This is a genomic window from Ensifer sp. WSM1721, assembly GCF_000513895.2.
GTDB lineage: Bacteria > Pseudomonadota > Alphaproteobacteria > Rhizobiales > Rhizobiaceae > Sinorhizobium.
The window spans coordinates 1,404,591-1,418,342 of the sequence record NZ_CP165783.1; the positions used below are offsets into that span (position 1 = coordinate 1,404,591).

Annotated in this window: 17 protein-coding genes and 1 pseudogene; 10 read left to right on the top strand and 8 right to left on the bottom strand. The window is 62.4% G+C overall.

All coding sequences use genetic code 11. The features are described from left to right. Positions 1–7: 7 nt before the first annotated feature. Entirely contained in the window at positions 8–1,228 is a 1,221-nt protein-coding gene (locus M728_RS24165; RefSeq protein ID WP_026621160.1) for a hypothetical protein, read from the top strand. 81 nt (positions 1,229–1,309) lie between these two features. Further along, a complete protein-coding gene (locus M728_RS24170) occupies positions 1,310–1,942 on the top strand; it encodes a PQQ-binding-like beta-propeller repeat protein (RefSeq protein WP_026621161.1) in 633 nt (210 codons plus the stop codon). Positions 1,943–2,054: 112 nt separating this feature from the next. Here the strand turns inward: M728_RS24170 and M728_RS24175 are convergent, their stop codons facing one another. Beyond that, complete coding sequence (locus M728_RS24175; RefSeq protein WP_084044545.1) at positions 2,055–2,516, bottom strand: GFA family protein; 462 nt, start codon at positions 2,514–2,516, stop codon at positions 2,055–2,057. Between the two features lie 211 nt (positions 2,517–2,727). Between M728_RS24175 and M728_RS24180 the strand changes: the two genes are divergently transcribed. Genes M728_RS24180 through M728_RS24190 form a run of 3 tightly spaced genes read left to right on the top strand, consistent with a single transcriptional unit; the run spans position 2,728 to position 4,202 of the window. Then, entirely contained in the window at positions 2,728–3,405 is a 678-nt protein-coding gene (locus M728_RS24180) for a TetR/AcrR family transcriptional regulator (protein WP_051440914.1), read from the top strand. Continuing rightward, positions 3,356–3,892, top strand: coding sequence for a GFA family protein (locus M728_RS24185; protein ID WP_026621162.1), 537 nt, complete (start codon positions 3,356–3,358; stop codon positions 3,890–3,892). Before M728_RS24180 ends, M728_RS24185 begins: the two co-directional genes overlap by 50 nt. Beyond that, positions 3,885–4,202: a hypothetical protein gene (locus M728_RS24190; RefSeq protein WP_026621163.1), complete on the top strand. Its 318-nt coding sequence runs from the start codon at positions 3,885–3,887 to the stop codon at positions 4,200–4,202. The genes M728_RS24185 and M728_RS24190 overlap by 8 nt, the downstream gene beginning before the upstream one ends. Positions 4,203–4,346: 144 nt before the next feature. Here M728_RS24190 and M728_RS24195 read toward each other — a convergent pair whose 3' ends face one another. Continuing rightward, positions 4,347–4,829, bottom strand: coding sequence for a cupin domain-containing protein (locus tag M728_RS24195; protein ID WP_084044547.1), 483 nt, complete (start codon positions 4,827–4,829; stop codon positions 4,347–4,349). After that, complete coding sequence (locus tag M728_RS24200) at positions 4,826–5,275, bottom strand: VOC family protein (protein WP_026621165.1); 450 nt, start codon at positions 5,273–5,275, stop codon at positions 4,826–4,828. The genes M728_RS24195 and M728_RS24200 overlap by 4 nt, the downstream gene beginning before the upstream one ends. A gap of 54 nt (positions 5,276–5,329) precedes the next feature. Here M728_RS24200 and M728_RS24205 point away from each other — a divergent pair, with 54 nt between their 5' ends. Next, positions 5,330–5,935 carry a TetR/AcrR family transcriptional regulator gene (locus M728_RS24205; protein WP_026621166.1) on the top strand — a complete coding sequence of 202 codons (606 nt, stop codon included), beginning with the start codon at positions 5,330–5,332 and terminating at the stop codon, positions 5,933–5,935. Positions 5,936–6,166: 231 nt separating this feature from the next. Here the strand turns inward: M728_RS24205 and M728_RS24210 are convergent, their stop codons facing one another. From M728_RS24210 to M728_RS24220, 3 genes are all read right to left on the bottom strand, one after another. Continuing rightward, a complete protein-coding gene (locus tag M728_RS24210) occupies positions 6,167–6,553 on the bottom strand; it encodes a nuclear transport factor 2 family protein (RefSeq protein ID WP_156943456.1) in 387 nt (128 codons plus the stop codon). Between the two features lie 198 nt (positions 6,554–6,751). Continuing rightward, positions 6,752–7,405, bottom strand: a complete 654-nt coding sequence (locus M728_RS24215; protein ID WP_370906499.1) for a pyridoxal-phosphate dependent enzyme — start codon at positions 7,403–7,405, stop codon at positions 6,752–6,754. Further along, positions 7,398–7,928 (bottom strand): dihydrofolate reductase family protein, encoded by a 531-nt coding sequence (locus M728_RS24220; protein WP_026621168.1) that lies wholly within the window; start codon positions 7,926–7,928, stop codon positions 7,398–7,400. The genes M728_RS24215 and M728_RS24220 overlap by 8 nt, the downstream gene beginning before the upstream one ends. A gap of 79 nt (positions 7,929–8,007) precedes the next feature. On the opposite strand from M728_RS24220, the pseudogene M728_RS24225 reads away from it, so the two are divergent. Continuing rightward, positions 8,008–8,146 (top strand): annotated as a pseudogene (locus tag M728_RS24225) (RNA polymerase sigma factor SigJ); the annotation flags it as partial. Here the strand turns inward: M728_RS24225 and M728_RS24230 are convergent. Continuing rightward, entirely contained in the window at positions 8,143–8,841 is a 699-nt protein-coding gene (locus tag M728_RS24230; protein WP_026621170.1) for a TetR/AcrR family transcriptional regulator, read from the bottom strand. The pseudogene M728_RS24225 and the gene M728_RS24230 overlap by 4 nt on opposite strands. A 179-nt stretch (positions 8,842–9,020) precedes the next feature. Between M728_RS24230 and M728_RS24235 the strand changes: the two genes are divergently transcribed. Both M728_RS24235 and M728_RS24240 read left to right on the top strand, forming a co-directional pair. Next, on the top strand, positions 9,021–9,509 hold the full coding sequence (locus tag M728_RS24235) for a RidA family protein (protein ID WP_026621171.1): 489 nt from the start codon (positions 9,021–9,023) through the stop codon (positions 9,507–9,509). A gap of 360 nt (positions 9,510–9,869) precedes the next feature. Continuing rightward, positions 9,870–11,204, top strand: coding sequence for a mechanosensitive ion channel family protein (locus M728_RS24240; RefSeq protein ID WP_026621172.1), 1,335 nt, complete (start codon positions 9,870–9,872; stop codon positions 11,202–11,204). A 41-nt stretch (positions 11,205–11,245) separates the two neighbouring features. Here the strand turns inward: M728_RS24240 and M728_RS24245 are convergent, their stop codons facing one another. Further along, positions 11,246–12,670, bottom strand: coding sequence for a PLP-dependent aminotransferase family protein (locus tag M728_RS24245; RefSeq protein WP_026621173.1), 1,425 nt, complete (start codon positions 12,668–12,670; stop codon positions 11,246–11,248). A 93-nt stretch (positions 12,671–12,763) separates the two neighbouring features. On the opposite strand from M728_RS24245, the gene M728_RS24250 reads away from it, so the two are divergent. Beyond that, positions 12,764–13,624 carry a DMT family transporter gene (locus M728_RS24250; protein WP_026621174.1) on the top strand — a complete coding sequence of 287 codons (861 nt, stop codon included), beginning with the start codon at positions 12,764–12,766 and terminating at the stop codon, positions 13,622–13,624. The last annotated feature ends 128 nt before the right edge of the window (positions 13,625–13,752 follow it).

Sequence of the window (13,752 nt, forward strand, 5' to 3'; positions counted from 1 at the left end):
GATTCCGATGGACTCGATGATCACCGCCGCGGCGCGGGCGCTTGCGGCGGGTGATTCCCTCGGCGCCTTGAAACGGGTCGCGCTGCGTGACGACGCGCCCGCGCTCGCGCTCAGGGGCATAGCGATGGCGCAGCTCGGCGACTTCGTTCGGGCGAAGGCTCTCCTCAAAAGTGCTGCCCGCGCCTTCGGGCCGAAGGAGGCGGTGGCCCGCGCACGCTGCATCGTCGCCGAGGCCGAAATCGCACTCGTGTCGCGCGATCTCTCCTGGCCTGCAAAGGCGCTTGATACGGCCTGGGCGACGCTCGAGGGGCATGGCGATCGCGTGAATGCCGCCCATGCGGGCAATCTCAAGGTGCGACGCCTGCTCCTGATCGGCCGGCTCGACGAGGCCGAGCGCACGCTTGCCGGGCTCGACCCGGCGCCGCTCCCGCCCGCCTCCACGACTGCCCGCGAACTGGCCATTGCGGGGATAGCCATCCGCCGTCTGAAGACGGAGGTAGCGCGTGCTGCGCTCACGCGGGCCGCGCACGCGGCGCGGCAAGCGAACATTCCGGCGCTGACGGCGGAGGTCGAGGCCGCTTCGCTCGCCTTGAAAACGCCGGCGGCGCGGCTGATTGCGCGCGGTGAGGAACGCTCCCTCTTGCTCGACGAGGTCGAGGCGCTTCTGGCGTCCGGCGCGCTCGTCGTGGATGCCTGCCGTCATGTCGTACGGCAAGGGGACGCAATGGTCTCGCTGTCGACCCGCCCGGTATTGTTTGCGCTTGCCGGAGCGCTCGCCGAGGGCTGGCCGGGGGACGTGCCGAGAGGCACGCTCCTTCGGCGCGCTTTCCGGGCGAAGCACGCCGACGAATCGCACCGCGCCCGTTTGCGGGTCGAAATCGGGCGGCTGCGAGCGGAGCTTAAGGAACTGGCAGACGTGCGGGCGACGAAGCGCGGTTTCGCGCTTTCGCCGCAGGGTGGCCGCGAGATCGCCGTTCTGGCACCGCCGGTCGAAGGGCAGGATGCGTCGGTGCTCGCCTTGCTCGCCGATGGCGAGTCATGGTCGAGCTCGTCGCTCGCGATCGCTCTTGGAACCAGCCCCCGTACCGTGCAGCGGGCACTGGAACAGCTTGCGGCAGCGGGCAAGGTGCAACCGCTCGGCCATGGCCGAGCGCGGCGCTGGATGACGCCGCTCGTGCCGGGATTCCCGACAATCTTGTTACTTCCCGGTCCACTGCCGAGTGACTAGAGTGCCATCGAACCGGATGCAGGCTTCGTCAATCGGCGGCGCAGGGTATCCGCCTCTGAGCACTCCGCAAAGGATGAGAGCATGAGACGATCCAAGGCCGAAATCCTTCGCGAATACGGACCCTTCCCAGGGGCTGATCAGGTGGCTGGCGTCACCTTCGACGGCCGCCGCGTCTGGTTCGCCTCGGGAGACAAGCTGAACGCATTCGATCCGGCTAGCGGAGAAACGCTACGCTCGATCGACGTGGCCGCGCATGCCGGAACCGCCTTCGACGGCAAGCACCTGTTTCAGATTGCCGAGGATCGCATCTTAAAGATCGATCCGGAGACAGGTCGGGTGCTCGCCAGCATTCCGGCGCCGGAAGACGGCAATTCGGGGCTGGCCTGGGCCGAAGGGGCGCTCTGGGTTGGGCAGCATCGCGGCCGGAGGATTCATCAGGTCGATCCCGAAACGGGAAAGATCCTCCGCACGATCGAATCCAACCGCATGGTCACCGGAGTCACCTGGATCGACGGCGAGCTCTGGCACGGCACCTGGGAAGGCGACGAGAGCGAGGTGCGGCGTGTGGATCCTGAAACAGGCGAGATTCTGGAGAGGCTGGAAATGCCATCCGGAATAGGCGTGTCGGGACTCGAGTCCGATGGCGGCGACCAGTTCTTCTGTGGCGGTGGCGCAAGCGGAAAGGTGCGAGTCGTCCGCCGACCCCGTCGTTAAGCCCCCCTACTGGCAGGCCCCGCTTTCGACCCATCCGCGACGGTAAATGCGAAGAACCGACCCAAAGCGGGTGGCGACATCAAAGTCGGAGCGGGCCGCACCGGAAGCCATGTCAAGCGCTGGCGTGCGCCAACTTCTGCAAGCCTCCCCGCGTCGATTCATGCTCATCTTTGCCGTTTGGAAGGCCTTGGAAATGCCCCACCGTTTCGTCGAGCTGCACCCACTTATGTTTTGATTGCTCGAATACTGACATGGCAGGTGGCGCGAAGGCTGGGTCGGCAAATGCACCGACTGCCACCCCGATCCAGGACGGCGAAGCATCGGCCTTCCAGTAGACGGTCGAGCCGCAAGTTGGGCAGAAATGCATTCGGACCTTGCGACCGCTCTCGGCAGTACGAATGAACTCTGTGGACGTCCCAGAAATTTCGACGCAGTTAATCGAGTAGAACGCATTGGCACTGAACGGTGCACCAGTTCTTCGCTGGCAAGCGAAGCAGTGACACAGCGCAGTCAATTGTGGCGGTTCGTTGAGCGTCAGTCGAAGGGCGCCACAGGCGCATTGAGCATTGGCCATGGAAACTCCTCCCGCTTGCGCGGTGAGATCGCTTTGGAGTGAGGGCTGAAGCGCAGGCCTCGACCGCTATTCATTGCAGTCCTTTGTGCGTCTGAAAAGACGCACGGCGCTGTAGGTGAGCCTGGAACTGTATCAGGTGAGACTGACGCCCAACAGGGTTGTGGGGTTGATTGCTCCTTGATTTATACCGACCGTATGGTATGTCAGTTATATGTCAAGACCGACCAAACACTCGCCCGAACGCGGCAATGCGCGGCTCCGCCTCCTCGAGGCGGCGCGTGACATCATTCGTGAAAAGGGCTTTGCAGCAACAAGCGTCGACGACTTGTGCAAGGCCGCCGCCGTCACCAAGGGCGCGTTCTTCCATCACTTCGGGAGCAAGGAGGCCCTCGGCGTGGCAGCGGCGGAGTTCTGGGCAGAGACGACGTCGACCTTCTTCGCCGGAGCGCCCTATCACGAACCCGGCGATGCTCTGGCGCGGGTCCTCGCCTATGTGGCGTTCCGCAAGGCGATCATTGCGGGCGATCTAAAGGAATTCACATGTCTCGTCGGCACGATGGCGCAGGAGGTTTTCGAGACGGCGCCCGATATTCGCGATGCCTGTGGCCGCAGCATTTTCGGCCATGCGGCGACACTGGAGGATGACATCGAACGGGCGCGGCGGGAGCGCGGCATCACGGCCGACTGGTCGGCTGCGAGCCTTGCCCGTCACACGCAGGCGGTTCTCCAGGGCGGTTTCGTCCTGGCGAAAGCCGGCAACGATCCCGATTTGGCGCGGGAAAGTCTCGATCATCTGGAACGGTACATTCGACACCTCTTCAACATCACGGGGGACAGCAATGAACAGAACGACCCATATCGGATGTGCCTGCGGGCAGACGCGCCTTGAAGTGCGGGGAAACCCGATCCTCGTTTCCGAATGTCTGTGCAACTCCTGCCGCGCTGCCGCGGGAAGGCTTGCGGCGCTTCCGGGCGCGAAAAACACCCTGACCGCCTATCACGCCACGCCGGCCGCGGAGTATCGAAAGGACCGGATAAGCATTCGTTCCGGGGTGGAGAACCTGAAGGAATTCCGTCTCTCCTCCACAGCCGGCTCACGCCGCGTCGTTGCCACCTGCTGCAACACGCCGGTCTTCCTGGAACTGAAGGGCGCCCACTGGCTCAGCCTCTATCTGCATCTCTGGCCGGCGGAGACGCGGCCGAGGCCCGAACTGCGAACGATGGTGGGCGATCTTGCCGATACTTCCGCCCTCCCGAAGGATATTCCCAACCTCAAGAGCCATACGCTCGCCTTCTACGCCAAGCTGCTGGCGGCCTGGGTCGCCATGGGCTTCCGCAATCCGAAAATCGCCGTCGCGGGGAAGATCGATGTCTGAGAAGATTGAAGTCGAGAACGTCAACATTCCAGGGCGCACCGAACGGCTGGACCGCACAAAATATATGGCGATGCGCCACGCCCTGCTTGCCGCGCTGCCGGACACACCGCCCGGCATAACGGTTGCGCAGGCGCAGGAGGCCCTGCTGCCGCACCTTTCGGAAACGGACTTTCCAGAGCGGCAAAAGGCAGGATGGTGGATGAAGGCCGTACAGCTCGACCTCGAGGCGAAAGGTATCATCAAACGAGCGCCGCAGAGGCCGGTTCACCTCTACCGGGTCAAAAGTCAGAGAAGTGATGATTGGGGCTGAACACGTCCTATCTTACCCGCTAATTGCGATCCTATGTTCGCTCCGACGCCCGGACGTGTGATGTGGATCGACTTCCAGCAGCGTGGGCCGCGCTCCGTAAGGAAGGCCCGGGGCGCTCGTACTCAGCAACGCTTTTCGATCGCACTAAACCTGTTCCTGGGCGGCGAACCAAGCGGAGATCGCGGGCATATTGCGCTCGAATCCACCGGGTATGAAAAAATTGAGCAGCCTCGCGGTCGTTTCTCCGGTATTTCGGAAATCGTGGACGACACCGGGCGGTATTCGCAGGAAAGTCCCCGGCGTGCAATGCCGCCAGCAGGTGCCGACGAGGATTTCGGGCACACCCTCGAGCACATAGAAGACCTCGTCATTTGCGATATGGCTGTGCCGGCCGACACCGTTCAGGCCAGGCTTGAGTATCCACTCTGACACCGAATAGGCCGCCTCCGTCTCAGCTTCGTCGGCCTTGAACACGCCAGTGAGCAGACCGAGCCCGTAGTGCCGCCCTTTTCCCGGCTGCAAAAGGATGATGTCACGACGGCGGTGCGACAGGCTGTCCTCGCCTACGCTGTTCTCCAAGGGAGCCATGCCCGCTCTTTCAGTTCGATTTCCGTCCGCCGAGTTCATGCTCCGGTCTCCTCGTTCCAGCGGCGCTGCATCTCTTCCGGCGCCACATCCTCGATCTTCTGCGAGAGCATCCACCGATGGCCGAAAGGATCGACGACCATGGCGACGCGCTCGCCATAGGCTTGATCTGCAGCGGCACGCAGAACGACGGCCCCCGCGTCGACGGCGCGGGCAAGATCGGCATCGACCGACAGAGTTGCGAGGTGGAAGGTCACGGGAGAGCCACCGATCGTGTCTGGGCTCAATGCACCGAAGTCGGGATACTCGTCGGCAATCATGACGGTGCTTTCGCCGATCTTGAGTTCTGCGTGGCCGATCCGACCGTCGCGCGGGTCGGTCATCCGGAAGAGCTCCTCGGCACCAAAGGCGCGACCGTAGAAATCAATCGCTAGGCGAGCATTCTTGACGATGAAATAGGGGGTCAGGGACGAAATCGAGGTGGACATGGTCGGCCCCTTGTCGGCGGCGTAAAGTTACGTTACGTTACGTTTTATAATTAAATGAGTCAACAGCACATGAGCCCACCGAAACGGCGCGGAAGACCGCCAAACCAATTGGCGCAGGCGAGAATCCTGAAAGCGGCGCACGACATCCTGACGGAGGACGGGTTTGGCCGTCTGACCGTCGAGGCCGTTGCCGCGAGGTCCGGTGTGGGCAAGCCAACGATCTACAGGCATTGGGCGAACGCCTCCGAACTCGCCATGGCCGCCTTGATGTCCGGAGATCCGGGCATCTTCGCAGGAGGCGGGACAAGTCTGCGATCGGCGCTCGCGGGGCAGATGCGATCGCTGATCCAGGCCTTTGCGACGACCAGAGGGCGCCAAATCGCCATGACGCTCGCGGCCGCCGACCCCGAAAGCGAATTCACCAAGGCCTTCCGCAACCAGGTCATCCTCTCGAGCCGCGAGGCCGGTCGCGCCTTGTTGCTAGAGGCTGCCGCGCGGGGAGAGATTACGTTGCAGCATGACCTCGAGGTGCTGCTCGACATGATTTACGGACCCGTCTTCTACCGCCTGCTTGTTGGGCATCGCCCACTCGACACGGGCTTCGCCGACAGCATCGTCGCGATTGCCTTGGAAGCAGTGGCGGCCCGCGCAGATAGGTAGAAAACGAGAGCGGAACCAAACCCGCTCGCACAACCCGAAATTTACCAGCCCGTTGTGGCCATTACCGACTACTGCATGTTTCCTTAAATCGTACCCGATTTAAGGACAAAAACATGCAGCAATTCAAAGTGCTACAGCGTCCCTTGTGCGTCTGAAAAGACGCACGGCGCTGTAAAAGACGACCGACGTCTTCCTATACAGCTCGCCGAACCGCACCGCAGGTACTGAGCGTCAATTGAAGGTATGTAGCTTGATTTTCAGGCTGCCGTCAGACTGTCGCTCGAAAACATGTGTGGCAACTCCGCCCCAAGGCTGGTCTTTGCCCTGAGCATCTTTGCCCTTTGCCGACCATTTTGCTGCGCCGTAGATCAATTTCTGGTCGCCATCCACCCTGATCACTTCCAATTTGTGATCCGTCGCGCCCATGCCGAATATGCCGCTGAAAAACTTTTCAACGCCAGCAGGTCCTTCGATCACGTCATGACTGGGGGGAAGAAGGAGCGCATCCTCGGTATAGAAGGTGGCAACCGCCTTCGAATCCCCTTTTCCGAAGGCCTCGTCCCAGGCTGTGTAGGCAGCCTTGACATCCTCTTCTAGCGGACCGGCCCGCACCTCCATCGAGGTCATAGTGATCGAGCAGACTGCAAGCGCAATTAGCCAACCAGTGCGTGTCCTGGACATAACTTCCCTCCTTTTTTCTTACTGTTATTTATGCTCCTGCAACTTCGTACTATACCACCGCTTCGCCTATAATGGCGCTCTCTGCGGCAGCTCCAGGACAAGGCCAACTCCCGCACACCACCCGAAAGCCGCCGTTCATCGCCCTGCCAAACCGGACAGTCGCGGACTCTCGAGAAGGGCTGCGACACCAAGCGCCGCGGCCGGCTCCACGACCAGTCCCGAGTGCAGGTAGAGAAGGCGCATGCCTTCCTTGATGCTCTCCTCGCTGACCAGCAGAGCGTCATCGGCGACGTCCAGCAAGTCATCAAGAACCTCGGGGATCACATAGCGCCCGGCCACGCCGTCGGCGATCGTGTTCGGGGCGCCGAGATCCACGACTCGACCGGCCTGGTAGGAGAGCGTCATGGCCGGTGCGTTCCCGGGCTGGACGGAGACGACGTCGACATCGGGCCGCCGGCGCTTCAGGGCATAACCGATGCCCGTCGCCATCGTCCCGGCACCCAGGGAGACGAGGACTGCATCCAGCTGATAGGGCAGCTCCGCGAGCTCGAGCCCGATCGTTGCGGCACCTTCGCAGGTATCGAGATTCTTGCTGTCCTCCACCAGGAAGGCGCCGGTCCTCTCGGCGTGCTCCAGGGCCGCCTGAAGTGCGGCTTCGATTTCCCCGTCAACGAGCACCACCTTCGCCCCCAGCGCCCGCGTCTTCTCCACCTCGAGAGTATTGGCCGCCGCAGACGCAGTAACCGTGACATCGAGCAGTCCGTCGGGGCGAGTCGCGCGATTAAGCAGGAACGTAGGTCAACCTGATCACGTCCTCGCCAATTTGATCGCTGGCCACAAGGCGGAGCGGGGGTCGGGGGCCGGCGAAGAATGGCTTGCCGCGACCAAGCACGACGGGGTGGAGGTAGAGTCGATACTCATCAATAAGACCAAGGTCGGTTAGGCTTCGCGCTAGGTTTGGTCCGGAAACTCCAATCTCCCCAACGAGCTGAGCCTTCAGCCCACCTATCACCGCCCCGAGGTCATCCTCCACAAGAGTAGCGTTGGGGCCAACCGACTTCAACGAGCGCGACACCACCCACTTCGGTTGGCTCCGCCACGCCGCCGCGAAGTCGAGCTCCTCAGCACTCCACTCGGGACGGTCTTCGTCCCAATAACGCATTACCTCGTACATGCGGCGACCGTACACACTGCCGGTCAGGCCGCGCACGTGCTCTATCCAGTGACGAAAGAGGGCGGGGCCAGGCGCAAATTCCTGGTGGTCGACGTAACCGTCCAGAGACTGGTTCATTCCAAAGACGAGCTTCGCCATGCTTAAAATCTCCACCCCGGGGTTCTTCAGAATAGCTTGAGCCGACGTTGCACAGAAGTGCGGTTGGCGAATGGCTCGGAGGCTTCGTCGCGTGGGTTTCGTCGACGGTCGACAGCTTCATCCCGCTGGAAGCCGACGGCGAGGTCCAGACCACCGCACTCGATATCGAGCACGGGAAAATCGCTGCGATCCATGTCCAGAAAATGACGAATGTTCATTGTCTCGGGGCGAGGCCGTCGAGCAGGAAGTCGAGGCCTCTCCGGAAGGCGCCACCCCAATCGTCATCCAATAGCAGACGAGAGCGTTCGATTGTCGGATAGCGTTCGCTGAGATGTGTAAGGCGCTGCTGCGCGGCGGCCCTGTCGTCGTCCGAGAGGTCGAAGCTCGCCCGGGTGACGGTGGCGCCCATCACATAGTTCCAGAGCGACCATATCGCGACGTTCAGATCTGCGTCCGCTACACCGGCTTTGGACAAGGTCTTGCTCAGCAGTTCCAGGCGACCGAGGATGTTCGGGCCGAGCGCCCGGCGCGGCAACAGCGATGCCGACCAAGGATGGCGCAGCATGCTGCAGCGCCAGTCTTCGAGCATATGAACGACTTCTCCGCGCCAGTCTGGAGACTCGACTGTTTGCGGCGGTCCGCGATATTCGAGCACCGAGTCGAGCGCCAGATCAAAGACATCCTCTTTGTTGTCGACGTGCCAATATAGGCTCATCACGCCCGAGCCGAGGCGATCGGCCAGCCGACGCATCGTCAATCCGTCGACCCCTCGGGTGTCCAGCAGTTCTACCGCCGTCGCCACGATACGTTCCCGAGAGAGAGGCGGTTCACCGCGCGGCTCCTGCACGGACTGGAGGCGCACACTCATCCCTTGAGATCGTTTGCTTCGTGCGCCGCTGCGTTTTGCTGCCATTCCGTCTTCCTCGCTGGTCAGAACATCCATCTTGGCCGGCGATGCGACGGATGTCGATCCTGAACCATTGACTCGTACGCCGTACGATGCGATTGACTCGTACCGCGTACGAGTCAATCGTTCAATCATGCCGGCCGCGAGGGTACGTTGCTTGCGGTCCGCGGAGCCAAGAGAAAATCATGTCACGCGCAATCAAGCGTCTGCTTATCGGAGGGCTAATCACCATGACCATCGGAGTTCCCGCTGCGACGACAGCGAATGAGAATGATCTCAAGCTGACAATCGTCAATCCGCAAGGCCTCTACGACCCCGCCCCTAACGGCTACAGCCACGCCGTGATCGCTCCCGGCGGAAGTCGGATTGCCTATATCTCCGGCCAAGGTGGAATGGACAACACGGGGACGCTGTCGCCCGAATTCGCAGTCCAGGTGGAACAGGCATATGCTAACCTGCGCACCGCACTTGAGGGGATCGGAGCGAAACCCAATCAGGTCATCAAGCTCACGGTCTTCGTGGTCGATCATGACCAATCCAAGCTCGGTGTGCTGACCAAGCACGTCCAGGAAACGTTCGGCGAGGCGCTACCGGCACAGACATTGATCCCGGTGCCCAAACTGGCGCTCGACAGCATGCTGTTCGAGGTGGAGGCTGTGGCCGTGCTTGATTAGCGGCACCGCTGGAGGCGTTATCCTTCGCCTCCAGCATTTCGGATGCAATCGCATACACAGCCGATGTTGACGCTTCCTGCACGCCCACCTTCGAACCCGCGCACCGGAATGAGGGAGCTTTCGGATCAGGTGCTTTCCAAGCGGCATTGCCGTCGGGGGTCGAACGGTGGCGACACCTCGATCCCTCTCCGGTGCACAGCTTGGCCCTCCGATTGAACAAAACCCCCGCCTGCTGGTTATCACAACGCCTCGGCATCCTTCGGCTGCCGGGGGATGCGCGCCTTGAATAGCCGCATGTTCTCTCGCTGATCTGGGCTGATCGCGAACGCATGCGGCAGGAAAATTGCGACGAGAAAGGCGATGGATTTCGTCGAAGCCGTCAACACTGCCCGATCGTGGCTTCAGACCTTCCTTCTCAACGAGTGGACGCTCTATCAGTTTGCGCTGATCGTCGTCGGCTATTTTGCTTCCGGCTTCCTTGCACGGCGCATCGAGCCGACACTGGAGGCTCGAGCGCGCACCATCAAGGGGAATCCGGACCTGCTGCGCGTCATCATCGCCTTCATGCGGCGGCTGCGGTGGCTCTTCCTGATTGCCTGGTTATGGATCGTCGATGTCGTCCTGCTCCGGTTCGGATGGCCGTCCTACCGGTGGCTGGTCGCCACAGCCCTCACTCTCGTGGCTGCCTGGTTCGTCATCGTGGTCCTCACGCGCATCATCAGAAACCAGGTGCTGGCCCGTGTCGTTGCCGTCGTCGGCTGGCTCTATTTTGCGCTTTACGCGCTTGGGCTGGACCGCGTTGCTCTGACGGCACTCGACAGCGTTGCCGTCAACCTCGGTGCTGTTCGGCTTTCGATGCTGCTCGTACTGAAGGCCGTAGTGCTTTCCGGGGCGCTGATCTGGCTCGCCGTGCTCATCGGCAACATGTCATCGAACTGGATCCAGAAATCCGCCGATCTCACGCCGTCCTTGAAGGTCCTCATCAGCAAGTTGGTGAAGATCGGGCTCATTGTCTTTGCCGGCACGGTTGCCTTGTCCGCAACGGGCATCGATCTGACCGCGCTCACCGTCTTTTCCGGCGCAGTCGGCGTCGGCATCGGCTTCGGCCTGCAGAAGGTGGTGTCCAACTTCATTTCCGGAATCATCATCCTTCTCGACAAATCCATCAAACCGGGCGACACGATCACGCTCGGCGAGACCTTCGGATCGATCCGCGACCTGCGCTCGCGCTTCGTCTCCGTCATCACGAGAGACGGCAAGGAATACCTGATCCCGAACGAGGACTTCATTTCCAAGCAGGTGGTGAACTGGTCGTTTTCCAGCGACTACGTCCGCATCGACGTGAACTTCGGAACCTCCCACGACAGCGACCCGCATGAGGTTGCCCGTGTCGCGATCGAGACTGCCAAAACCATTCCTCGGGTTGCCAGCCGCTACGCCGAACCGGTCTGCTGGATGACCGGCTTCGGCGGAACATCGCTCGACTTCAGGCTGAGGTTCTGGATTTCCGATCCGAGCAACGGATTGACGAACATTCGCGGCCAGGTCCTCATGGCGCTCTGGGATGCGTTCAAGGCGGCAGGCATTTCGATGCCCGATCCGCGCGAAATCATCATGAAGACGCCGGCCCAACCGGAGCCGCGCTCTCTTCGACCGGCTGCGCAGCCCGGCCAACCCACGGCGCCGCGCGTTTAAAGTGCACACTTTTGGACGACATGCGCTGGTCGATCAAGCCATCATGCAGCCGCCATGAGTGCGGCAAGCTCCCGGAACAGGCGCTCGTCCTGCGACTGGGCAACATTGAAGCGCAGGAAACTGCCTGCCGTCTGCGCGTGGCTGAACACATTGCCCGGCGCGAGCACGATGCCCTTGTCGAGGGCCTTTCTGGCGAGATCCGCAGCATCGATGCCGTCCGGCAGCCGGCACCAGAGGAACATGCCCGCGCGCGGCTCGATCCAGGGGATAATTCCGATTTCGCCGAGCCTCGCGACCGTGGCGGCCATCGCCCGCGCCAGATCCTGGCGGACCATTTCCATGTGCTTGCGGTAGCTGCCGTCCTTCAAGAGCGTCAGCACGAGCTCGGCGGAAAAACCCGCACCGCCGAAGCTCGTGGCGATCTTGAGGTCCGTCAGCGCTTCGATCCAGTCACGCGGCGCCGTGATGAAGCCGCAGCGCACCGCCGCCGAGAGCGATTTGGAGAAGCTGCCTATGTGGACGACACGCTCGAGGCCGTCGAAAGCGGCGAGCCGCGGCGCCGGCGTCTCTTCGAAATCGGCGAAGATGTCGTCCTCGACGATCGTCAGGCCCCACTGGTCCGCGAGCTTGAGCAAGCGATGGGCCACGAGCGGCGACAGCGTCGCCCCGGTGGGATTGTGGAGAGCGGAATTGGTGATGTAGAGCCGCGGCCGGTGCTCTTCGAGAGCCGCGGCGAAACGGTCGATATCCGGTCCCGACGGCGTGTAGGGCACGCCTATGATCTTCGCCTGATGCGCCCGGAGGAGCGCATGGAAATTGAAGTAGCAGGGATCGTCGACGAGCACCGCGTCGCCCGGCTTCAGGAGGAAACGGCAAAGGAGATCGATCGCCTGCGTGCCGGATTCGGTAAGCATGATCTGGTCCGGCGAGGCCTCGATGCCGTGCTGCGCCATGCGGCGCGCGAGGAGCTGGCGCAGCGGCAGGAGGCCGAGCGGCGGACCGTAATCGACAAGCGTCGAGAAGTCGCCGCGTGCAAGGCCGCGCAGGGTCCGCCGCAGCCCCTCCTCCGGCATCCATGATGGCGGCAGCCAGCCGCAGCCGGGTCTGAGCACCCCCTCCCCCGGCTCGAGCGCCTGGCGCGAAATCCACAAGGGATCGACGGCCCGATCCAGGCGCGGGCCGATCTCGGCAAGCGACAATGGCGCGAGCGGTGCGGCGACGAAGAAGCCGGAGCCCGGCCGCGACCGGATCAGGCCTTCCGCCGCCAGCCTTTCATAGGCCTCGACCACAGTCGACTTGGAGACCTTCATGGTCACGGCGAAGGAACGGATGGAAGGCAGCTTCGCCCCTGGGGTCAAGCTGCGGCCAGCGATCCGGTGCCTGACCGTCGCCATGATCCGCGCGATCAGCGTTTCGCCCTCCCCGTCGATCGCCTGCGGTCTCATCCGTACCTGCTCTTCTACCATTACAGTTCTTCACAACCGTACTCCACTGTCTCTGGAAGAGCCAGCGGCGCGATACCAGAAAAAGCCGACACGGAGAGTTCAAGGAGCATAGGGATGAACAGGACGGCAAGCGGCTGGATGAATGGGCTGGTGGGCGTGATGATCTTCAGCGGCTCGTTGCCCGCGACACGGGTGGCGGTCATGGATTTCGATCCGGTGTTCCTGACCGTCGCCCGCGCGACGATCGCCGGCCTCATCGCCCTCTGCCTGCTCCTTGCCTTTCGCGAAAAGCGGCCCGGCAGCGACGACCTCCTGTCGCTCGGCGTCGTCTCGCTTGGTGTCGTCGTCGGCTTTCCACTGCTGACGGCGCTCGCGCTCAAACATGTCACCTCGGCCCATTCGATCGTCTTCGTCGGCCTGCTGCCGCTTGCAACCGCAATTTTCGGCGTGCTTCGCGGTGGCGAGCGTCCGCGTCCTGCCTTTTGGCTTTTTTCCAGTCTCGGCAGCGCCATCGTGATCGGCTTCGCCCTCGGACAGGGCTTCACCGCCTCGCCCAAGGGCGATCTCCTGATGCTCGCCGCCATCATCGCTTGTGGGCTCGGCTATGCCGAGGGTGCGCAATTGTCGCGCAAGCTCGGCGGCTGGCAGGTCATCTCCTGGGCGCTCGTTCTCTCCCTGCCGATCATGACGGCGCTGGCGCTCCTCACCATGCCGGCAAGCTTCGCGCGCTTGAACGCCGCGTCCTGGTTCGGCCTTGGCTATGTCTCCGTCTTCAGCATGCTGATCGGTTTCGTCTTCTGGTATCGAGGTCTCGCCCAGGGCGGCATCGTTGCCGTCGGGCAATTGCAATTGCTGCAGCCCTTCTTCGGACTGGCACTGGCGGCAACGCTGCTCGATGAGACGGTAAGCTGGACCATGCTTGCCGCCACGCTTGCGATCGTCGCCTGCGTCGCCGGTGCAAAAAAGTTCGCATGACTTCAGGCCGAACCGCGAATGCCGCGGTACTCCAGCCGAGCCGATCCGCAACAAGAAGAGCGAAGGGCCGGAACCTTCCGCGCACTGCGCCGTTCATTCCGCTCCAGCGTTTCGTCCGAAAGGGGAGG

What these genes read in the sequence shown, in the direction of transcription:
- M728_RS24195 (WP_084044547.1), bottom strand. Translation starts at nt 4,829, where the DNA reads ATGAACTCGGCGGACGGAAATCGAACTGAAAGAGCGGGCATGGCTCCC.
- M728_RS24250 (WP_026621174.1), top strand. Translation starts at nt 12,764, where the DNA reads ATGAACAGGACGGCAAGCGGCTGGATGAATGGGCTGGTGGGCGTGATG.
- M728_RS24230 (WP_026621170.1), bottom strand. Translation starts at nt 8,841, where the DNA reads ATGGCAGCAAAACGCAGCGGCGCACGAAGCAAACGATCTCAAGGGATG.
- M728_RS24205 (WP_026621166.1), top strand. Translation starts at nt 5,330, where the DNA reads ATGAGTCAACAGCACATGAGCCCACCGAAACGGCGCGGAAGACCGCCA.
- M728_RS24190 (WP_026621163.1), top strand. Translation starts at nt 3,885, where the DNA reads ATGTCTGAGAAGATTGAAGTCGAGAACGTCAACATTCCAGGGCGCACC.
- M728_RS24240 (WP_026621172.1), top strand. Translation starts at nt 9,870, where the DNA reads ATGGATTTCGTCGAAGCCGTCAACACTGCCCGATCGTGGCTTCAGACC.
- M728_RS24200 (WP_026621165.1), bottom strand. Translation starts at nt 5,275, where the DNA reads ATGTCCACCTCGATTTCGTCCCTGACCCCCTATTTCATCGTCAAGAAT.
- M728_RS24245 (WP_026621173.1), bottom strand. Translation starts at nt 12,670, where the DNA reads ATGGTAGAAGAGCAGGTACGGATGAGACCGCAGGCGATCGACGGGGAG.
- M728_RS24185 (WP_026621162.1), top strand. Translation starts at nt 3,356, where the DNA reads ATGAACAGAACGACCCATATCGGATGTGCCTGCGGGCAGACGCGCCTT.
- M728_RS24165 (WP_026621160.1), top strand. Translation starts at nt 8, where the DNA reads ATGGACTCGATGATCACCGCCGCGGCGCGGGCGCTTGCGGCGGGTGAT.
- M728_RS24170 (WP_026621161.1), top strand. Translation starts at nt 1,310, where the DNA reads ATGAGACGATCCAAGGCCGAAATCCTTCGCGAATACGGACCCTTCCCA.
- M728_RS24220 (WP_026621168.1), bottom strand. Translation starts at nt 7,928, where the DNA reads ATGGCGAAGCTCGTCTTTGGAATGAACCAGTCTCTGGACGGTTACGTC.
- M728_RS24175 (WP_084044545.1), bottom strand. Translation starts at nt 2,516, where the DNA reads ATGGCCAATGCTCAATGCGCCTGTGGCGCCCTTCGACTGACGCTCAAC.
- M728_RS24210 (WP_156943456.1), bottom strand. Translation starts at nt 6,553, where the DNA reads ATGGAGGTGCGGGCCGGTCCGCTAGAAGAGGATGTCAAGGCTGCCTAC.
- M728_RS24180 (WP_051440914.1), top strand. Translation starts at nt 2,728, where the DNA reads ATGTCAAGACCGACCAAACACTCGCCCGAACGCGGCAATGCGCGGCTC.
- M728_RS24235 (WP_026621171.1), top strand. Translation starts at nt 9,021, where the DNA reads ATGTCACGCGCAATCAAGCGTCTGCTTATCGGAGGGCTAATCACCATG.